General features: G+C 69.1%; 20 protein-coding genes. 10 read left to right on the plus strand and 10 right to left on the minus strand.

From position 1 onward, the window contains the following. Nucleotides 1-141: 141 nt before the first annotated feature. Both AC1RRF_RS14295 and AC1RRF_RS14300 read left to right on the plus strand, forming a co-directional pair. Nucleotides 142-1,188, plus strand: a complete 1,047-nt coding sequence (locus AC1RRF_RS14295) for a ribonucleotide-diphosphate reductase subunit beta (RefSeq protein ID WP_492835663.1) — start codon at nucleotides 142-144, stop codon at nucleotides 1,186-1,188. A gap of 37 nt (nucleotides 1,189-1,225) precedes the next feature. Continuing rightward, entirely contained in the window at nucleotides 1,226-2,278 is a 1,053-nt protein-coding gene (locus AC1RRF_RS14300) for an oxidoreductase (RefSeq protein WP_492835665.1), read from the plus strand. Here the strand turns inward: AC1RRF_RS14300 and AC1RRF_RS14305 are convergent. The 6 genes from AC1RRF_RS14305 to AC1RRF_RS14330 form a co-directional block, all read right to left on the minus strand. After that, nucleotides 2,263-3,846, minus strand: coding sequence for a carboxylesterase/lipase family protein (locus AC1RRF_RS14305; RefSeq protein WP_492835667.1), 1,584 nt, complete (start codon nucleotides 3,844-3,846; stop codon nucleotides 2,263-2,265). The genes AC1RRF_RS14300 and AC1RRF_RS14305 overlap by 16 nt on opposite strands. Beyond that, on the minus strand, nucleotides 3,828-4,586 hold the full coding sequence (locus tag AC1RRF_RS14310) for a molybdopterin-dependent oxidoreductase (protein ID WP_492835669.1): 759 nt from the start codon (nucleotides 4,584-4,586) through the stop codon (nucleotides 3,828-3,830). The genes AC1RRF_RS14305 and AC1RRF_RS14310 overlap by 19 nt, the downstream gene beginning before the upstream one ends. Continuing rightward, nucleotides 4,583-5,344: a cytochrome b/b6 domain-containing protein gene (locus AC1RRF_RS14315; RefSeq protein WP_492835671.1), complete on the minus strand. Its 762-nt coding sequence runs from the start codon at nucleotides 5,342-5,344 to the stop codon at nucleotides 4,583-4,585. The genes AC1RRF_RS14310 and AC1RRF_RS14315 overlap by 4 nt, the downstream gene beginning before the upstream one ends. Nucleotides 5,345-5,392: 48 nt before the next feature. Then, a complete protein-coding gene (locus AC1RRF_RS14320) occupies nucleotides 5,393-5,872 on the minus strand; it encodes a cell wall hydrolase (RefSeq protein ID WP_492835673.1) in 480 nt (159 codons plus the stop codon). An 86-nt stretch (nucleotides 5,873-5,958) separates the two neighbouring features. After that, nucleotides 5,959-7,419: a sensor histidine kinase gene (locus tag AC1RRF_RS14325; RefSeq protein ID WP_492835675.1), complete on the minus strand. Its 1,461-nt coding sequence runs from the start codon at nucleotides 7,417-7,419 to the stop codon at nucleotides 5,959-5,961. A gap of 40 nt (nucleotides 7,420-7,459) precedes the next feature. Further along, nucleotides 7,460-8,182 carry a TVP38/TMEM64 family protein gene (locus tag AC1RRF_RS14330; RefSeq protein ID WP_492835677.1) on the minus strand — a complete coding sequence of 241 codons (723 nt, stop codon included), beginning with the start codon at nucleotides 8,180-8,182 and terminating at the stop codon, nucleotides 7,460-7,462. Nucleotides 8,183-8,314: 132 nt separating this feature from the next. Here AC1RRF_RS14330 and rpmH point away from each other — a divergent pair, with 132 nt between their 5' ends. Genes rpmH through AC1RRF_RS14355 form a run of 5 tightly spaced genes read left to right on the plus strand, consistent with a single transcriptional unit; the run spans nucleotide 8,315 to nucleotide 12,348 of the window. Then, entirely contained in the window at nucleotides 8,315-8,449 is a 135-nt protein-coding gene (gene rpmH / locus AC1RRF_RS14335; protein WP_123288089.1) for a 50S ribosomal protein L34, read from the plus strand. 23 nt (nucleotides 8,450-8,472) lie between these two features. Then, entirely contained in the window at nucleotides 8,473-8,874 is a 402-nt protein-coding gene (gene rnpA, locus AC1RRF_RS14340; RefSeq protein WP_492835679.1) for a ribonuclease P protein component, read from the plus strand. 5 nt (nucleotides 8,875-8,879) lie between these two features. After that, the gene (yidC, locus tag AC1RRF_RS14345; protein WP_492835681.1) at nucleotides 8,880-10,706 is read left to right on the plus strand and encodes a membrane protein insertase YidC; all 1,827 of its coding nucleotides are present in this window, start codon (nucleotides 8,880-8,882) and stop codon (nucleotides 10,704-10,706) included. Then, on the plus strand, nucleotides 10,707-11,348 hold the full coding sequence (gene yihA / locus AC1RRF_RS14350) for a ribosome biogenesis GTP-binding protein YihA/YsxC (RefSeq protein WP_291840783.1): 642 nt from the start codon (nucleotides 10,707-10,709) through the stop codon (nucleotides 11,346-11,348). Between the two features lie 40 nt (nucleotides 11,349-11,388). Then, nucleotides 11,389-12,348 carry an alpha/beta fold hydrolase gene (locus AC1RRF_RS14355; protein WP_492835684.1) on the plus strand — a complete coding sequence of 320 codons (960 nt, stop codon included), beginning with the start codon at nucleotides 11,389-11,391 and terminating at the stop codon, nucleotides 12,346-12,348. Here AC1RRF_RS14355 and AC1RRF_RS14360 read toward each other — a convergent pair. Then, nucleotides 12,345-13,331, minus strand: coding sequence for an LLM class flavin-dependent oxidoreductase (locus tag AC1RRF_RS14360; protein WP_492835686.1), 987 nt, complete (start codon nucleotides 13,329-13,331; stop codon nucleotides 12,345-12,347). The genes AC1RRF_RS14355 and AC1RRF_RS14360 overlap by 4 nt on opposite strands. A gap of 114 nt (nucleotides 13,332-13,445) precedes the next feature. On the opposite strand from AC1RRF_RS14360, the gene AC1RRF_RS14365 reads away from it, so the two are divergent. Next, a complete protein-coding gene (locus AC1RRF_RS14365; protein ID WP_492835688.1) occupies nucleotides 13,446-14,822 on the plus strand; it encodes an alpha/beta hydrolase family protein in 1,377 nt (458 codons plus the stop codon). A gap of 6 nt (nucleotides 14,823-14,828) precedes the next feature. On the opposite strand, the gene AC1RRF_RS14370 is transcribed toward AC1RRF_RS14365, so the two are convergent. The 3 genes from AC1RRF_RS14370 to AC1RRF_RS14380 are packed head-to-tail and all read right to left on the minus strand — an operon-like array spanning nucleotide 14,829 to nucleotide 17,254. Beyond that, entirely contained in the window at nucleotides 14,829-15,761 is a 933-nt protein-coding gene (locus AC1RRF_RS14370; protein WP_492835690.1) for a pirin family protein, read from the minus strand. Beyond that, entirely contained in the window at nucleotides 15,758-16,741 is a 984-nt protein-coding gene (locus AC1RRF_RS14375) for an SMP-30/gluconolactonase/LRE family protein (protein WP_492835692.1), read from the minus strand. The genes AC1RRF_RS14370 and AC1RRF_RS14375 overlap by 4 nt, the downstream gene beginning before the upstream one ends. 24 nt (nucleotides 16,742-16,765) lie before the next feature. Beyond that, complete coding sequence (locus AC1RRF_RS14380) at nucleotides 16,766-17,254, minus strand: Lrp/AsnC family transcriptional regulator (RefSeq protein WP_492835694.1); 489 nt, start codon at nucleotides 17,252-17,254, stop codon at nucleotides 16,766-16,768. Nucleotides 17,255-17,401: 147 nt separating this feature from the next. Between AC1RRF_RS14380 and AC1RRF_RS14385 the strand changes: the two genes are divergently transcribed. Next, nucleotides 17,402-18,637, plus strand: a complete 1,236-nt coding sequence (locus AC1RRF_RS14385) for a 3-methyl-2-oxobutanoate dehydrogenase (2-methylpropanoyl-transferring) subunit alpha (RefSeq protein WP_492835696.1) — start codon at nucleotides 17,402-17,404, stop codon at nucleotides 18,635-18,637. Nucleotides 18,638-18,639: 2 nt separating this feature from the next. Further along, complete coding sequence (locus AC1RRF_RS14390) at nucleotides 18,640-19,764, plus strand: alpha-ketoacid dehydrogenase subunit beta (RefSeq protein ID WP_492835698.1); 1,125 nt, start codon at nucleotides 18,640-18,642, stop codon at nucleotides 19,762-19,764. The last annotated feature ends 1 nt before the right edge of the window (nucleotide 19,765 follow it).

The raw sequence follows: 19,765 nt of genomic DNA on the forward strand, positions 1-19,765 counted from the left end.
CCAGAAGCCTATGGCTCAGCTACTACATCTAGCGTCTGTGAAAAATGTGATCGCAAAATAGCCTTGTTTCGGCTTGGCGCCGGAGCCGCTCGCCCGCATGGTGAAAACCACTTCCACGGATTCGCCGTCAGAGCTCCCACGATGAACGCGCATGTCTCGCCCACCGGCCTTGTCTCGCCGGGCCTGTTGACCCCCTCGGCCGCCTACAAGCCGTTCCGCTACCCGTGGGCGTTCGACATGTGGAAGAAGCAGCAGCAGGTCCACTGGATGCCCGAAGAGGTGCCGCTGGGCGAGGACATGAAGGACTGGGCGGTCAATCTGACCGACAGCGAGCGCAATCTGCTGACCCAGATCTTCCGCTTCTTCACCCAGGCCGACATCGAGGTCCAGGACAACTACATGGAGAAATACGGTCGGGTGTTCAAACCGACCGAGGTCAAGATGATGCTGGCGAGCTTCGCCAACATGGAGACCATCCACATCGCGGCCTACGCCCTGCTGCTCGAGACCATCGGCATGCCCGAGAGCGAGTTCGGCGCCTTCATGGAATACGAAGCCATGCGGGACAAGCACGACTACATGGGCCAGTTCGGGGTCGAGACGAACGCCGACATCGCCCGCACCCTGGCCATGTTCGGCGGCTTCGCCGAGGGGCTGCAGCTGTTCGCCTCGTTCGCGATGCTGATGAACTTCCCGCGCCAGAACAAGATGAAGGGCATGGGCCAGATCGTCAGCTGGTCGGTGCGCGACGAGAGCCTGCACTGCGAGGGCATCATCAAGCTGTACCACGCCTTCAACAAGGAGACGGGCGCGGTCACCCCCCAGGTCGCCGCCGACATCGTCGAGTGCTGCCGCACCGTGGTCGAGATGGAAGACAAGTTCATCGACCTGGCCTTCGAGATGGGCCCGGTGAACGGCATGGTCGCCGACGATATCAAGCAGTACATCCGCTTCATCGCCGACTGGCGCCTGCGTCAGCTGCACCTGCCCGAGCTGTTCGGCGTCAAGGAGAACCCGCTGCCCTGGCTGCAGTCCCTGCTGTCGGGCGTCGAGCACGCCAACTTCTTCGAGGCCCGCGCCACGGAATATTCCAAGGCCGCGACCAAGGGCTCGTGGCACGGCGCCGAAGGCGTCTGGGGCTCGTTCGACGCCCTGATGAAGAAGCGCCAGGAAGAGACGGAGGCCTAAGCCTCCGCTTGCGGGGGCGATGGGCTAGAACGGGCGGATGACCTCCTCGCCCGTCCCCAACGTCGCCCTGGTCGGTTTCGGTTATGCCGGACAGACCTTCCACGCGCCCCTGATCGCCGCCTGCCCCAGCCTACGCCTGCACACCGTTGTGACCCGCCGGCCGGACGATGTCGCGACGGCATGGCCCGACGCCCGCGCCGTCCCGGCCTTCGAGACCGTGCTGGCCGACCCGGAGATCGACCTCGTCGTCCTCGCCACGCCCAACGCCCTTCACGCGCCGCAAGCCCGCGCCGCGCTGGAAGCGGGCAAGGCGGTGGTCATCGACAAGCCCTTCGCCCTGTCGCTGGCCGAGGCGCGCGAAGTCGCCGATCTGGCCCGGGTGAAGGGGTCGTTTCTGTCGGTCTTCCACAACCGCCGCTGGGACGCCGACTTCCTGGCGCTGCAGCAGCAGATCGCCTCGGGCGCCCTGGGAGCCATTCGCACCTTCGAGAGCCGTTTCGACCGCTTCCGGCCCGAGGTCCGCGACCGCTGGCGCGAGCGGGACGGTCCGGGCGGCGGCATCTGGAACGACCTGGGGCCGCACCTGATCGACCAGGCCCTGGTTCTGTTCGGGCGCCCGCTGGGCGTCTCCTGCGAGCTGGCCGTGCTGCGTGACGGCGGTCAGGCCGTGGACTGGGCCCACGCTGTGCTGCGCTACGCCGACAAGCGGGTGATCCTGCACGCCGACATGACCACCCCGGCTCCCGACGTCCGCTTCGCCGTCCATGGCGCGACGGCGAGCTGGCTCAAATCCGGCCTCGACGTGCAGGAGGACCAGCTGAAGGCGGGCCTGCCCGTCGGCGCCCCCGGCTGGGGCGTCGATCCTTGTCCCGCCACGATCGTCGACGGCGCCACGGGCGCGCGCACGCCGGCGCCCTGTCCGCCCGGCGACTATCCCGCCTATTACGCCGCCGTCGCCGCGGCCCTCAGCGGCCACGGGGCGAACCCCGTCCCGCCGGAGCAGGCGCTGGCCGTCATGGAGGTGCTGGAGGCGGGGATCGAAAGCGACCGGCTGCGGGCCGAGGCGCCCCTGCCTCAGGTTCCCGGCTGAATGTAGGGAATCCGTCCAAAGAAGCGCCGCTCGTCGCCGCGCGGATCGTTCTCCATGCGGGAGGTCCGGTCCAGCACCATCGTCTCGCGGCGCTCCAGCGAATAGGGCGTCCAGCGCGGCAGGCCGGGATGGTTGGGATCGCCGGTGCGGGCGAAGGCGATCAGGGCGTCGGCCGTCCGGTCGGCCATGGCCTGCCCCTCCGGCCCCGAAGCGCCCGACCCTTCCGCCCCGACATTGTCCAGCATCAGCGGGATGTCCGAAGTGTGATACGCCCCAGTGCGGCCGTTGGTCCGGCGGCTGGGGAAGTCCAGCTGATAGACGAAGGCCGGCGCCCCCTGCGCCGCCCGCGCCTCGGCCTCGATCACCGCCGCCCGCCACGACCGCGCCGCCGTCGTGGCCCGGATCAGCACATCGTCGGGGCTCAGCTCGGGATGCTCGGCGCGGTACCAGGCGACGACCTGCTCGGGCGATACGTCGATGCGCATCTGCGACGGCGTCAACTTCGCGGGCAGGCTTTCCCAGGTCAGGCCGGCGTTGGCCGGATCATCGCCGAGGAAGGCCAGGGTCTCCTCGCGGCAGTTGCCGATCATCATCGGAATATGCGCCGACTGCGCGGGGGCGTCGGGCCAGAACGGGTGCCGCGTCAGGCTGCGCCCATCCAGCACCGGCCCGAAATAGAGGGAGCCGCCCAGGATGGGATCGGTCGCCCCCGCCGCCTCGATCAGCCGCTGGACCGGCAGGGTGCGCACCTCGTCGATCCGGTCCGGCGTCAGCCCCAGCGCTTCCAGCCAGACCTGCCCGCGCCGCGTGGCGTTCAGCGGGCCGGACGCCGTCACCTGCTGGCCGCTCATGGTCACGGCGCGGTGGAACAGGCCCGCCGCCGCGGGCATGGCCATCAGGGTGGCGATCTTGGCCCCGCCGCCGGACTGGCCCACCAGCGTGACGCTGCCGGGGTCGCCGCCGAAGGCCGCGATATTGTCCCGCACCCACTCCAGCGCCAGCACGAGATCGAGCTGGCCCAGGTTGCCGCTGTCCTCGAACCCCGGCGCGATCCGCGCCAGCGGCGCATAGCCCAGCGGGCCCAGCCGATGATTGACCGTGACCACGACCACGTCGCCCCGGGCCGCCAGCCGCGCGCCGTTGGTCAGTGGGCTGGAGCCCGATCCCGTCGAATAGGCACCGCCGTGGATATAGACGATGACCGGACGACGCTCTGATCCAATGACGTCGGGCGTCCAGATGTTGAGACGGAGGCAGTCTTCGGACTGGTTCGGCTCATTGCCGCGCTGGGGTGAAGCCGGTCCGTAATGGCGGGCGATGAAATAGCTGGTCCAGGGCGCCGGAGGCTCCGGAGGTGCGAACCTTCGAGCGACGCCGTACGGGATGCCCTTGAACGCGAGCAGGTCGCCCTCGACGTGGCTCAGGACCGGACCTTGACGGGACCACGCGACGACATCGGTGTCTCGCGCCCGAGCCGGCGCGCCGCCCGCCCCCGCGATCAGCGCAGCCCCCGCCGCCAGCCCCAGTCCTTGGCCCAGTCCTCGCCGGGTCAGATCCCCGCGTACCATTCGTACCCCCGGTCTTCCCAGTAGCCGCCCTTGCCCCGGCCGAGGTGGGCGAAGCTCTCCACCACCTCGATGCGGCGGATGTATTTGGCGTGCTTGTAGCCGAGCTGGCGCTCGACCCGCAGCCGCAGCGGCGCGCCGTGCGGCACGGGCAGGGTCTCGCCGTTCATCAGATAGGCCAGGATGGTCTGCGGGTGACGGGCGTCGATCAGGTCGATGCTCTCATAGTAGCGCTCGCCGTCCTCGCGCTGATCCAGGGCGTCGAAGCAGTGGAAGACGACATACTTCGCCTCGGGCTTCAGGCCCGCCTCGTCCAGCAGGGTCTCCAGCCGCACGCCCGTCCATTCGGCGATGGAGGTCCAGCCCTCGACGCAGTCGTGCTTGGTGATCTGGGTCTGGGCGGGGCGTCGTTTCAGCTCCGTCAGCGCCAGCGACAGCGGCCGCTCCACCAGCCCGTCGATGACCAGCCGATAGTCGTCAAAGCCGTTCGCCTTCAGCGCCAGATAGTCCGACGCCGCCGGATCGACCGAGCCGTTGGGTCGGAAGTCGGGCGAAATCTCGGCCTTGCTGTAGGTCGGCGCCAGGGCGTCCCGGGGCACCACCAGCCGCTGCGCCCGCCGGGTCAGCCCCTCGCCCATGCGCCGGGCCTGATCCGTCACGGCGTAGACCGCGCGGTCGCAGGCCGACAGGGCGGCGGCGGCCGCCGTCGCCAGCGCGCCCATCAGCCATCCGCGGCGGTTCATGGCGCCTCTCCCTGATCGCGGGGCTCAATCCGGAACCAGCCCGTGACCATCGCCCGCATGTTGTTGGCCAGGCCGGTCCAGATCACCAGCCCGACGTGGATCAGGATGAAGCCGACGATCAGTCCGGCGGAGATGAAATGCAGCGTGCGCGCCGACTGCCGTCCGCCCAGGATCTCCAGCAGCACGCCGCCGATCGCGTTGAACCCCGGCGACATCGACAGGCCGGTGATCAGCATCATCGGCAGGACGATCAGGACCATCGCCAGATAGGTCAGCTTCTGGATCACATTATAGACCCGCGCCCGATCGTCCTTGGGGAAGTCGAATTTCGCATGCTCGACCACGGAATGCGGCAGGTCGCGGATGTCCGCCTTCGTCGGCCACAGCCGGCGGGCGAACCGGCGCGAGAGAAAGCCCCAGGCCAGATAGACCAGCCCGTTGGTCACGAAGATCCAGGCGAACAGGAAATGCCAGCTGCGCGCCGTGGCCAGGTCGCGCACCGACGGCAGCATCAGCCATCCGGGCGGCGCGGGAGGACTGAACCACGGATCGGCGAAGGTCGAGCGCAGGCCCCAGTACAGGTGCGGGTGCGCCTGCAGGATGTTCAGCCCGGTCATCAGTAGCACCACCACCGCGACGACGTTCAGCCAGTGGGTGATCCTGACCCAGACCGGATGCCGGAACGTCTCGACCCGCCCATCCGCCAGCGGGCGGTCGGCGTGCGGGTCAGGCGGCGGCGGGGCCGGTGTCTCGGTCATGTGGGCCGGACGGTGTCACGCGCCGGGAAGGGGCGCAACGGCGCCGGATCAGCGGGGCGCGGGCGCGGGCATCGCGCAGCGGCGGCCCGCGGCACGGCAGGCGGCCATCTCGCGCTCCCAGGCGGCGCGGTCGCGTTCCCACTGGGCCTGGGCCGCGTTGGCGGCGGCGACGTCGGACTCCCACTGGATGCGGGCGGTGCTGGTGCGGGCGCTGTCCGCCTGCCAGCGCTGGGTCTCGCTGTCGAAACGGGCCTGATCGGCGGCTTCAGCCTGTTCGGCGGCGGCGTTGCGGGCCGCGATGCTCTCGTTCAGCTTGGCGGTCGCGGAGACCTCGGCCGGATCCTGGGCGGACTCGGGAGCCGAGTGATAGGTCTCGCCGCGCTGGCGCAGCCATTCGTCAGAGCCGGGCGTCGGCGCGGCCGCCTGCGGCTCCGCGACCGGCTTGGCGGCCGGGGCGGCGGTCTGGGCCACGGCGGGCGCGGCGGCCAGCGTCAGGGCGGTGATGCAGGTCAGGACGATACGGATCATGTCAGGTCTCCTGAAACGGACGTCGCGGACAAGCTGGACCGTTTCGAGGCGGTTCGCGAGGGTTAACGCCATTCACGCGATTTGGCTCAGTTCGGCAGGCGCAGTTCGAACGTCGTGCCCGACGGTCCGGTCTCGACCAGGGTCAGGGTCCCGCCGTTGTTGACCGCCAGCTCGCGCGAGATGGTCAGGCCCAGCCCGCTCCCGCCGGACGCCTTGCCGCTGACGAAGGCCTCGAACAGCTTCTCCGACAGGCGCGGCGGGATGCCCGGCCCGTCGTCGCTGACCAGGATCACGCAATCGCCGTCGGCGGTCGAGCCGCTCACCCGCACCATGCCGTGCTTGTCCGTCCGCGTGGCGTCGCCCTCGATGGCCTGCCGGGCGTTGCGCATCAGGTTGACCAGGATGCGGTACAGCTGGTCGGGGTCGGCGTGGACGTTGAACCGCGGGGGCAGGCTCTTCACCAGCCGAACCCCGTCCGGCGACAGGCCCGCGTCCTCGGCGGCGAGGGTCAGGGCGGCGGCCAGCGGCGCGCGCACCTTCTGCGGCTCCGGCTCCTCGCTGCGACCATACTCCAGCACATTGCGCGACAGGGCGGCGGCGCGGCTCAGCGCCCGCTCCAGCCGCGGCAGGGCCTTGGCCACCATGGGGTCCGGCGAGTCGGCCAGCCGCTCCGAGGCCATCTGGGCCGAGGTCAGCATGTTGCGCAGGTCGTGATTGATCTTGGCCACGGCTTCGCCCAGGGCCACCAGCCGGGCGCGCGAGCGCAGGGAGTGGCGTACTTCTTCCTGCATGCGGGCCAGTTCGCGCTCGACCCGGCCGATCTCGTCCTGCCGGTCGCTGGGCGGATCGCCCTCGCTCTCCGGGTCCTCGGCGAAATGCTCGATCGAGCGGGTGACCCGCCGCAGCGGTTGCAGCACCAGGAAGGCCAGGCCCGCGTAAAGCAGGGCGCCCGCCACCAGGGAGACGAACAGCGAGGTGATCAGGCTGTTCAGCAGGAAGGTCTTCAGCTCGACCTTCAGCGGCTGGGCCGGGGCCAGAATCTCGATGAAGTCGCCCGAGCGGTAGCGCGGCCGCGCCTGCACCCGGATCGAGCGGTCGGGGTGGCCGAACAGGGTCTGCCACGGGTCGATCAACCGCGCGACGGGCCGTTGCTTGCGCAGGTCGATCAGGTCCGGCGTGCGGGGCAGGTTGGGGGCCTGCAGCAGCAGCCGCCGCACGCCCTGGTCGCCGACCACCACCGCCTGCACCCCGCCGATGGCCAGCAGCTGCTCGGCCGTGTCGTCCTCGACGGCGGAATAGGGCAGGGCCTCGACGCCCACCGACGCCAGTTCCGCCGACTGCAGCCGGTCCAGCAGCCAGCGCTCATGGAAGCTGGCGGCGCTCGGGGCGATGATCAGCACCTCGACCGAGGCGGCGAAGACGAAGGTCAGCAGCAGCAGCCGCCACGCCAGCGCGTCCGGCGCGTGGAACTTCACGCGCTCGCGCCAGTCGGCGGGGACGCGCAATCCCTTGCGGACATCGCTCAGAAGGGCGCGCAGGCGCGTCATGCTCCCCCTAACGCAAGGCTTGGCTGAAGGGCTGCTTGTCTCACGTCGCGGCCTTTCGGCCCAGAGCCGCCTGCAGCCCCTTCATCGCGAACGGCAGAACGACCGCCAGCACGAAGACCCCGGTCATGGGCGCCCAGAACTGGCCGAACAGGGCCTGGAAGTCCGGATTGGGATCATTGGCCAGCAGGGTGTTCAGCCGCGCGCCGATCCAGCAGTAGATGATGTGCGCCGGCAGCAGGCCGATCACGGTGGCGATGGTGTAGGGCGTCAGCCGCACCGCCATCACGCCCGCGGCGATGTTGATCATGTGGAACGGCACCACCACCGCCAGCCGGCTGGCCAGCACATACCAGAACGTATCCTTGTCGATGGCGGCGCAGACCTTCTGCATCAGCCCCTGGTCGCGCTCGGCCTTCTCCCGAAGGCTGCGGCCCAGCGCGGTGCGGGCCACGCCATAGACGATCAGGGCGCCGACCGTCGCGGCGATGGAGGTCGACACCCCGCCCACCCACGGCCCGAACAGATAGCCCGCGGTGATGGTGACGAAGAAGACGCCGGGCACCACGCTGGCGGTCAGGACGGCGAACACGGCCATCAGGGCCAGCAGGCTCAGGATGTAGTTGTCGGCGGTGAAAGCCCGGAATTCAGCCCCGTGGTCGCGGATCGTGTCCAGCGACAGGTAGCGGTTCCAGCCCATGCCGAAGATCAGGGCGATGACGGCTCCGAGCACGATCAGGGGCAGAAAGCGCTTCAGGCGGACCATATTCTCTCCGTACAGGGGCGGCGGGAAGGACGCTACGGCGTTGACTCCCGCGGATCGTCCCCTTATACGCCCGCCCTTCCTGCGGCGGACGCGTTCCGTCGTATCTCAGTCACTTAATCCCAGGAGCCGACCGTGAAGCGGACCTATCAGCCGTCGCGACTCGTGCGCAAGCGCCGTCACGGCTTCCGTTCGCGGATGGCCACCAAGAACGGTCAGAAGATCGTTCAGCGCCGCCGCGCCAAGGGCCGCAAGCGCCTGACGGCTTAAGTCGTCGGCGCTCGCGCGGGCGCATGACCGATGACCTCAAAATCCATCGCCTGACGTCGCGGCCCCAGTTTCTGGCGGCCGCGAAAGGCGTTTCAGAGGCCCGCGGCGCCGTGGTCGTGCAGCGCCTCGACCGCGCCGATGGAAACGCCGCCGTCGGCGTGGGCTTCACCGCCACCCGCAAGATCGGCGGGGCCGTGGTCCGCAACCGCGCCAAACGCCGTCTTCGCGAGGCCGCCCGCGCGCTTGCGCCGCAGTTTGGCGTCGCTGGAAGTGACTATGTCTTCATCGCTCGCATGGGGACGGCCGACCGCCCCTGGGACCGTTTGCTTGACGATGTGAAATCGGCGCTTACAAGGCTGGCGACCCCGCGGTCGGCGCCCCAACCCGCGCCCTCGACGCCCGCGCCCGCCGGCCAGGACTCCTGATCTCCATGCCTCCTCAGAATAACAGCCGTAACACGATCATCTTCTTCGTGGTCGCGGCGCTCCTGTTCGCCGCCTACGTCATGCTGGTGGCGCCCGCCCAGACGTCCCAGCGCCGCGCCGCGCAGCAGGCCGCCGCCGCCGAGAAGGCCGGCGAGGGTCCGGCCGCCGGAGCCGCCGGAACGGCGTCGCCCGCGCCCGCCGTCTTCGTCACCGACCGCACCGCCGCCCTGGGCACCGGTATGCGTGTTCGTATCCAGACGCCGACCCTGACCGGCTCGCTCGCCCTGACCGGCTCGCGCATCGACGACCTGTTCCTGACCAAATACCGCGAGACCGTCGACAAGAATTCCCCGGCGGTGGAGCTGTTCCGCCCGCAGGGCATGCGCCACGCCTACTTCGCCCAGTTCGGCTGGAACGGTCCGAACGTCCCCGGCGGCGTGCCCGGCCCGAACACGCCCTGGCGCCTGACCGAAGGCGCGACCCTGACGCCGACGACGCCGGTCACCCTGACCTGGGACAACGGCCAGGGGCTGCGCTTCTCGCGCCGCATCAGCATCGACGACCAGTATATGTTCACGGTCTCGGACACGGTTTCGAACTTCACCCAGGCCCCGATCTCCCTGCAGCCCTACAGCCGCATCGAGCGTCAGGGCGTTCCGGACGATCTGGGCCGCCAGCAGGTCCTGCACGAGGGCGGCATCGGCACCTTCGGCGACGGCGAAAAATACACGACTACCCAGCTGAAATACAAAGCCTGGGCCAAGAAGCCGGCCCAGGAGCATCAATCGACCGGCGGTTGGCTGGGCATCACCGACAAATACTGGCTCGCCGCCCTGATCCCGGATCAGGCCGAGAAGGTCGACGCCGGCTTCTTCGTCACCGACCAGGCCCGCTTCGACACCCACGCGGCCCTGCTGCGCGGCGCCGAGCGCACCATCGCGCCCAACGCCCAGATCACCGAGACGACCCGCCTGTTCGCCGGCGCCAAGCGCAACGAGATCCTGGCCGGCTACGAGAAGGACCTCGGCCTGCCGCGCTTCGTCTACGCGATCGACTGGGGCTTCCTGTTCTTCCTGACCCGCCCGATCTTCATCGTCATCGAGTTCTTCTACGGAATCCTCGGCAACTTCGGCCTGGCCATCCTGTGCCTGACCCTGTCGGTCCGCCTCCTCATGTTCCCGCTCGCCAACAAGAGCTACGAGAGCATGTCCAAGATGCGGAACCTCCAGCCCAAGATGGAGGAGATCAAGAAGAAGTTCCCTGACGACGCGCAGAAGCAGCAGCAGGAAACGATGGCGCTGTACCAGAAGGAGAAGATCAATCCTCTGGCCGGCTGCCTTCCGCTGCTGCTCCAGATCCCGGTCTTCTACGCCGTCTACAAGATGCTGTTCGTCACCATCGAGATGCGGCACGCGCCCTTCTTCGGCTGGCTGCGCGACCTGTCGGCGCCGGATCACACCACCATCTGGAACCTGTTCGGCCTGATCCCCTGGGATCCGTCCACCGCGCCCCTGATCGGCAACCTGCTGGTCAGCCATCCGGGCGGCGGCTTCAGCCTGGGCCTCAGCGTTCTGGCCATCGTTTACGGCGCGACCATGTGGCTGCAGATGGCCATGAGCCCGCCCGCGCCGGACCCCATGCAGCGCAAGATCTTCCAGTTCATGCCGGTGGTGTTCACCTTCATCATGGCGAACTTCCCGGCCGGCCTGCTGATCTACTGGGCGTGGTCCAACGTGCTGACCATCTTCCAGCAGTACATCATCATGCACCGCTTCAAGGCCGAGAACCCGATCGACACCTTCCTGGCCCGGTTCCAGAAGGCGAAGGTCTAGTTGGACGCTTTCACCCCCGAGGAACTGGAACAGGCGCGCATCCTCTTCGCGCGCCCGGCCACCTTCGTCATGGGCTGCGCCAAGATCGAGCAACTGCCCGATCCTGACCTGCCCGAGATCGCCTTCGCGGGTCGGTCGAACGTGGGCAAGTCCAGCCTGATCAATGGCCTGGTCGGCATGCACAAGCTGGCCCGGGCGTCGAACGAGCCGGGGCGCACGCGCGAGGTCAATTTCTTCGACCTCGACGGCAAGATGCGTCTGGTCGACCTGCCCGGCTACGGCTGGGCCAAGGCGTCCAAGTCGACGGTCAAGAAGTTCCAGGACCTGGGCCGCGACTACCTGCGCGGCCGGGTGACGCTGAAGCGGGTCTATCTGCTGATCGACGCCCGCCACGGGCTGAAGTCGGTGGACACCGAGGCGCTGGACGCCCTCGACCTCGCCGCCGTCAGCTACCAGATCGTCCTGACCAAGGCCGACAAGCTGAAGAAGGGCGAGGCCGAGAAGGTCCAGGCCGAGACCCTGAAGGCCATCGCCAAACGCCCGGCCGCCTTCCCGGCGGTCATCGTCACCTCGGCGGAAAAGGGCGACGGCATGCCGGAACTGCGCGCCGAGATCATGCGCACGACGGGCGTCGAGCTCTAAACGGCTTGCGCCTGTTCGCGCCCGGTGATCGGGTGCGTCCATGCAAACCCGCCTGATCCAGACTGACGGCCTTCGCCAGCAGATCCTCGAGGCCGGCTCCGGCCCGCTGGTCCTGCTGATCCACGGCTTTCCCGAGCTCGGGATCAGCTGGCGAGCGCAGGTGCAGGCGCTGGCCGAGGCCGGTTATCACGCGGTCGCCCCCGACATGCGCGGCTATGGCGGGACCGACAAGCCCGCCGAGCGGGAGGCCTATTCCATCCTCCATCTGGTCGGCGACATGGTTGATCTGGTGCGGGCGCTGGGCGAGGAGACCTGCACGGTCGTCGGTCACGACTGGGGCGCGCCGGTGGCCTGGCACTGCGCCCTGATGCGGCCCGACGTCTTCACCGCCGTCGCCGCCCTGTCGGTGCCGCTGCAGCCGCGTCGGACCAAGGGCCCGCCCACCGTCGCCATGGCCGCCATCACCAGGCGCGCCGGCCTGGGCGAGCTCTACATCAACCAGTTCCAGGCCCCTGACGCCCATGCCGTCTTCGAGACCGACGTGGCGGCGGGCCTGCGCAAGGGCTTCTGGGCCTATGACGGCGCCACTCCGCCGGAGCTGCAGTCGACCGGCTTCATCCAGCCGGGCGAGAATTTCATCTCCACTGTCCCCGACGATGCGCCCTTGCCGCCGTGGATGAGCGCCGAGCATTTCGCGGAATATGTCGCGGCCTTCTCGGCGGGCGGCTTCCGCGCCCCGCTGGACTGGTATCGCTGCATCGACCTGAACTGGTCGCAGACGGCCTTCCTGCAGGAGGCGCGGGTCCGCGTCCCGGGCGCCTTCATGGTCGGCGACCGCGATCCCGTCCGCCACTATTCGGGCCAGCACGAGGCGGGATTGAAGGACATCGTCCCCGACCTGCGCTCGCAGGTCGTCGTCCCCGGCGCCGGCCACTGGATCCAGCAGGAACGGCCCGACGCGGTGAACGCCTGGTTGATCGATTTCCTGAAGGGGCTCTAGAGCCCCCTGATCGCTTCCGCCGTCACTTCGAGGCTGTGCAGCCGGGCATCCAGATCGTGGATCATGCCGGTGACCATCACCTCGTCCACCTTGGTCAGGGCGATGAACTCGGCCAGCTTGGTCCGCACGGTGTCCACGCCCCCGACGGCGGCGTAGGTCAGGCGGCTCTCGACCGCCGCGATCTGGCGGGCGTCCAGCACCGAGGTGATGTCGTCCACCGCGGGTTTCAGCTTGCCGGGCTTGCCGGTGACCACCGCGGCGAACGCCTGCTGCATCGAGGTCGACACGCGCTGCGCCTCCGCGTCGCTGTCGGCGGCGAAGACGTTGATGGCGGCCATGGCATAGGGCTGGGCCAGCTGTTTCGACGGTCGGAAGCCGGCGCGATAGGTCTCCAGCGCCTGCAGCAGCAGTTCCGGCGCGAAATGGCTGGCGAAGGCGAAGGGCAGGCCCAGATGGGCGGCCAGTTCGGCGCTGAACAGGCTGGAGCCCAGCAGCCAGACCGGCACCTTCGATCCCGCGCCGGGCCAGGCGGTGACGCGCTGGCCCTCGACCGGATCGCCGAGGAAGGCCTGCAACTCCATCACGTCGCGCGGGAACTGGTCGGCGGCCTCGAAATAGCGGCGCAGCGCGCGGGCGGTCTCGCCGTCCGTGCCGGGCGCGCGGCCCAGGCCCAGGTCGATCCGGTCCGGATAGAGGGCGGCCAGGGTGCCGAACTGCTCGGCCACCACCAGCGGCGCATGGTTGGGCAGCATGATCCCGCCGGAGCCGACGCGGATGGTCTGGGTCTGACTCGCCACGAAGCCCAGCGCCACCGCCGTGGCCGCGCTGGCGATGCCGGGCATGTTGTGGTGCTCCGCCAGCCAGAAGCGCTTGAACCCCGTCCTTTCGGCGGTCCGGGCCAGTTCGGCGGTTTCCAGCAGGGCGCGGCGGACGTCTCCGCCCTCCACGATGGGCGACAGGTCGAGCACGGAGAAAGCGGTCATGACCGACAGATCGGGTCCCGTCGCCGGCATTCAAGACCTTCGACGGTTGCGGATTACGGTCGCGGCTTGGCGACCGCCGGCTCGCCGCATAGGCTCGCGCTCAAGGAGACCCTCATGACCCTTCTGTCGCTGACCCTCGCCGCCGCCGTGTCCATTGCCGGGGCACAGACTCCCGCCGGAGAGCTTGCGGGCCGCTGGGAAGGCCGCGTGACCGTCGGCGGCCAAAGCCTGCGCGTGGTGCTGAACGTCGACGCCGTCGGCGGCGCGACGGTCGACAGCCCCGACCAGGGCGTCAACGGCCTGCCGGTCAGCGGCCTGTCGGTGCAGGGCGGGGTGGTTCGCTTTTCCATACCCGCGGCGAGTGGAAGCTTCGAGGGCACGTTGGCCGACGCCGGCCGGACCGTGAACGGCGTGCTGAGCCAGGGCGGGGCCAGCCTGCCGCTGGTCCTGACCCGGGTGATGGAGCTGGCCCCCTCGGCCCCGCCGCCGCCCGCGCCGGAGCCCGCCGCCCTGCGTCCCCAGACCCCGCAGGCCCCCTTTCCCTATCGCAGCGAGGACGTGGTCATCGCGACCCCCACCCCCGGCGTCCAGCTGGCGGGGACCCTGACCCTCCCGGAGGGACCGGGCCCTTTTCCCGCGGTCCTGCTGATCACCGGTTCGGGCCAGCAGGACCGCGATGAGACCGTCTTCGGCCACAAGCCCTTCCTGGTCCTCGCCGACGCCCTGACCCGGCGCGGGATCGCCGTGCTGCGCGTCGATGACCGGGGAGTGGGCGGCTCCACCGGTCCGGTCGCGGAGGCCACCAGCGCCGACTTCGCCGTCGACGCCGAGGCTTCGGTGGCCTTTCTGGAGTCGCGCGCCGACATCGCGCGCGGCCGCATCGGCCTGATCGGCCACAGCGAGGGCGGGACGATCGCGCCGCTGGTCGCGGGCGCCGATCCCCAAGTGGCCTTCCTGGTCATGATCGCCGGGCCGGCGGTGTCCGGCGGCGACCTGCTGGTCGAACAGTCACGGGCCATCCAGCAGGCTTCGGGCCTGCCGCCCGCGATGGTCGAGGCCAATGTCGCCCTGCAGGCCCGGATCATGGCGGCCGTGGCGGCCAACGCCGGATCGGCGCGGGATGTCGCGGCGGCGGTCGATCCCATCTTCGCCGAAGCCGGCCTGCCCGAGGCCCAGCGTCAGGCCGCCGCCGCCCAGGTCAGCGCCCCGTGGACCCGCTGGTTCGTCGCCCACGACCCCCGGCCGTCGTTGACGGCGCTGCATATCCCCGTGCTGGCCCTCTACGGCGGCAAGGACGCCCAGGTCCCGGCCGAGCAGAATGCGGCGGCCCTGCGCGCGATCCTGCCCTCGGCCGAGATCGTCGTCCTGCCGAACCTGAACCACCTGATGCAGCCGGCCGTGACCGGGCTGCCGGCGGAATACGCCGGCATCGCGACCACCCTCGACCCCGAGGCCCTGAAGACCATCGTCGACTGGGTGGCGGCGCGATAAACGCCGTCAAACCGGGTGGGTCGGCTCCGGCTTCACCGGCGCCGGTTCGGGCGTCGCGGGCGTGTCGGGCAGAGGGATGAACTCCAGGTCGTCCTCGGCGGGCAGGGCCATCCGCCCGGCCTTCCAGTCTTCCTTGGCCTGATCGATCCGGGCCTGGGTGGACGAGACGAAATTCCACCAGATCACGCGCGGCCCGACCGGCTCGCCGCCCAGCACCATGACGGTCGAGGGTCGAATCGCCTTGATCGTCGGCTCGGCCGTGGGCTCCAGCACGATCATCTGGCCTTCGTGGAAGACGCGGTCGCCGACCTCGATCTCGCCCTTGGCGACATACAGGGCGCGCTCGGAATAGCCGCCCGCCCCCGTGCCCGGCGGCGGCGCGGTGCGCACCCCCTCGGCCAGTTCCCAGTGGACGTAGAAGAGCGGCGACGAGATCGGCGCGGCGGCCTTGGCACCGTAGGCCTCGCCCGCCACCAGCCGCGCGAACAGGCCGCCGTTCTCATAGGCGGGCTGGCCGTCCTCGCCGAGGTGGTGGAAGGACGGCTCCATCTCCTCATGCTCGGTCGGCAGGGCGATCCAGGCCTGCATCCCGTGCATGGTCCCGCCCTGGCTCTTCTTCAGCGGATCGGTGCGCTCGGAGTGGACGATGCCCTTGCCGGCGGTCATCCAGTTGACCTCGCCCGGCCGGATCGCCTGCGTCACGCCGGTGTTGTCCCGGTGCATGATCTCGCCCTCGAACAGATAGGTCAGGGTCGACAGGCCGATATGCGGGTGCGGCCGCACATTGATCGCCTCGGCCCCCGGCGCGAACTCGGCCGGCCCCATCTGGTCCAGGAAGATGAACGGGCCGACCATGCGGCGCGAATGGAACGGCAGCACGCGCCCGACCTCGAACCCGCCCAGGTCCTTGCGGCGCGCGTCGATCACCATCTCGATCATGGTCGGGTCTCCGGAGTGAGGGGCAGGCGGCTGACCACGGCGGGGGCCGGCGTGGCCGAGGTGGGGCGGCCATCCGGACCGAAATCGGTCCACTGGCTGCGTGAAACAAAGATCAGGCTGTCGCCTTCGACGAAGCCGGTGGTCGGCTCCTCCAGCGGCGGGCCCTCGATCATGGGCTCCCGGGCGGTGACGGCGGACCAGTCGGGGGTCAGCGTCAGGCGCAACACGCGATGCGTCTGGGTCCCGTTCTGGATCGCGATGATCTGATCACCATGCCGCGCGAGGCCGTCGATGCCCCGCAGCTCCGCGCCCTCGGGACCCGGCAGGGGCGAGGACGGCGCGGCGGTGAAGTCCCGCGCGGCGTAGCCTTCGGACAGATCGATGCGGTGCAGGCCGCTCCTGTAGTCTGCGAACACGAGCCAGCGCCCATCGGCAGACACCGCCATGCCCTGCGGCGAGGCGCGTCCGGACAGGATGACCAGCGGTTCGGGGTTCGCGGCGCCGGGCCGCAACGCCAGAATGCGCTGACCCTTCGAGTCGGCGACGAAGACCGTCCCGTCGGGCCCCAGGGCGACATCTCCGTAGGCGTGCTCCAGCCCCGCCGCCGCATGGCTGGCGCGGACGGCGCCGGTGACGGCGTCGACCTGGATCAGTTCCGCCGGCCGGTCCGTCTGTTCGTCGGCGGGCGAGGGAGAGGAGGCGACCCACAGGACCCCGCGCGCCGGATCGGCGGCGAGGCCGAACATCGCCTGACGTCCCTCGGGGCCGAACGGCGATAGGACCCCGTCCGCGCCGACGCGCATCAGCCGGCCCTTGTGGATGGACGAGACGATCAGGTCGCCCGCTCCGCCGCGCGCCACGCTCTCGATCAGCAGCGGCTCGGGCGGCGCGGTGACGAGGGCTTCAGGCGCCTGCGCGGCCGCCGCGCCGGCGCCGAGCATCAGACCCAGTGTCGCCGCCGCTGTCGCCAATGCCCGCATGCCATTCCCCCTCAGGAACCGGCACTATCCGACGTGCGGGGTCACGATGCCAAGAGGCAGGGTGGTCACATTCTTCACGCCGCGCGTGACGATGTGGCTTTCGCAGTCCGACACGATGGCCAGGCTCAGCAGTTTGTCGCGCAGGAATTTATCGAAGGCGTGCATGTCGGAGGTGATGATCCGCAGCACATAGTCCTCGCGGCCGGTGATGGTGGCGCACTGCACCACCTCGGGCCAGTGGGTCACGGCGGCCTCGAACAGGTCCAGGTTCTCGCGCGACGGCAGGCTCAGCTTGACGATGGCGTAGACCTCGAAATCCAGGCCCAGCTTCTCGGCGTCCAGCAGGGTCACCCGCTTGCGGATGAAGCCCGTATCCTCCAGCCTCTTGATCCGGCGCCAGCACGGCGAGGCCGACAAACCGACCCGGTCGGCGACCTCGGCGACCGACAGGCCCGCGTCCTGTTGCAGGATGTCAAGAATCCGGGCGTCGACGGGATCCAGCTCTTCGGCCAAGGCGTTTCTCCACTTGTTATTATGACGCAATAAAATACCCCTGATGGGCATAGTGCAAGGTCGAAATCGAGCGAGCCTTGGCACGGGCCTCGTGCTAGATCGAGGCCTGAGGAAAACGCGGTCGGATCAACCGGACAGCAGGACGGAATGAAGAAGCCCAATACCCCCCAATTGTCTCTGCGCGTGCCCGAGCCTTCGGGCCGCCCGGGCGACGCCCCTGACTTCAGCCATCTCCGCTTCGACCCCGCCGGCGCGGTCGATCGCCCGGACGTGGCGACCACGCCGTACGAGATGCGCGACCACGCCTTCAAGCTGGTCCGCGTGCTGGACGACGACGGCCAGGCCGTCGGTCCGTGGAATCCGAAGCTGGATCCGGAGACCCTGCGCAAGGGTCTGAAGGCCATGATCCTGACCCGCGCCTTCGACGACCGGATGCACCGCGCCCACCGTCAGGGGAAGACCAGCTTCTACATGAAGTGCACGGGCGAAGAGGCCATCGCGGTCGCGCAGGGCATGATCCTGGGCCGCGAGGACATGGGCTTCCCGACCTATCGCCAGCAAGGCCTGCTGATCTCGCGCGGCTATCCGCTGGTCGAGATGATGAACCAGATCTATTCGAACGCCGCCGACCCCATCAAGGGCCGCCAGCTGCCGATCATGTACTCGTCCAAGGAGTACGGCTTCTTCACGATCTCGGGCAATCTCGGCACCCAGGTGCCGCAGGCCGTCGGCTGGGCCATGGCCAGCGCCTACAAGGGCGACGACAAGATCGCCATCAGCTGGATCGGCGACGGCGCCACCGCGGAAGGCGACTTCCACAACGCGCTCACGTTTGCCGCGGTCTACCGCGCGCCGGTCATCCTGAACGTCGTCAACAACCAGTGGGCCATCTCGTCCTTCATGGGCATCGCGGGCGGTCTGGAGACGACCTTCGCGTCCAAGGCCATCGGCTACGGCCTTCCGGCCCTGCGCGTTGACGGCAACGACTTCCTCGCCGTCTGGGCCGCCACCAAATGGGCCGAGGAACGCGCGCGCACCAACCAGGGCGCGACGGTCATCGAGCTGTTCACCTACCGCGGCGCCCCGCACTCCACCTCGGACGACCCCAGCCGCTACCGCCCGGGCGACGAGCATGAGAAATGGCCGCTGGGCGATCCGGTCGATCGCCTCAAGCAGCACCTGATCGCGCTCGGCGAATGGTCGGACGACCAGCAGGCCGAGGCCGAGAAGGAGGCCGTTGAACAGGTCCGCGCCGCCGGCAAGGAGTCCGAGGCCATCGGCACGCTCGGCCAGTCGAGACCCTCGGTGAAGACCATGTTCGAGGAGGTCTATGCGACCGAGGACTGGCGTCTGATCGAGCAGCGCCGCGAGGTGGGAGTCTGATCATGAGCGAGCAAACCACCTTCACCGAAGCCGACCGCAAGGACGGCGTCGAGCCCGACATGGTCGATCAGAAGCATGCGCCCAAGTCGGTTGCGCCGACCAATGGCGTGGTCCCGATGAACATGATCCAGGCGCTCAACTCGGCCATCGACGTCAAGATGAGCGAGGACCCGAACGTCCTGTCGTTCGGCGAGGACGCCGGCTATTTCGGCGGCGTCTTCCGGGTCACCGACCAGCTGCAGCAGAAGCACGGCCTGACCCGCAGCTTCGACGCCCCGATTTCGGAATGCGGCATCGTCGCCGCCGCCATCGGCATGGGCGCCTACGGCCTGCGCCCCGTCGTCGAGATCCAGTTCGCCGACTACATCTATCCGGCCTACGACCAGATCGTTTCGGAAGCGGCCAAGCTGCGTTACCGCTCGGGCGGCCAGTTCACCTCGCCGATCACGGTGCGCAGCCCCTACGGCGGCGGCATCTTCGGCGGGCAGACGCACAGCCAGAGCCCCGAGAGCCTGTTCACCCACATCGCCGGCCTGAAGGTCGTGGTGCCGTCCAACCCCTATGACGCCAAGGGCCTTTTGACGGCCTGCATCGAGGACGACGACCCCACCATCTTCTTCGAGCCCAAGCGCCTCTACAACGGCCCGTTCGACGGCTGGCACGAGAAGCCGGTGTCGCCGTGGAAGGCCCAGGACCTGGCCCAGGTCCCGACCGGCAAATACGTCGAGCCGATCGGCAAGGCGCGCATCATGAAGGAAGGCGCCGACGTCACCATCCTGGCCTGGGGCACCATGGTCTGGGTGTCGCTGGCGGGCGCCGAGCACGCGGGCGTGGACGCCGAGGTCATCGACCTGCGCACCCTGGTGCCGCTGGACATCGAAGCCATCGAGGCCAGCGTGAAGAAGACCGGCCGCTGCGTCATCGTGCACGAGGCGCCGAAAACCTCGGGCTACGGCGCCGAACTGTCGGCCCTGGTCCAGGAGCGCTGCTTCTATCACCTGGAGGCCCCCATCGCGCGCGTCACCGGCTGGGACACCCCCTATCCGCACGCTTTCGAGTGGGAATACTTCCCCGGTCCGCAACGCGTGGCCGACGCCCTGAAAGCCACCATGAGCGGAGGTCGCTGAC

This window comes from Brevundimonas sp. GW821-FHT12C05 (assembly GCF_058807475.1).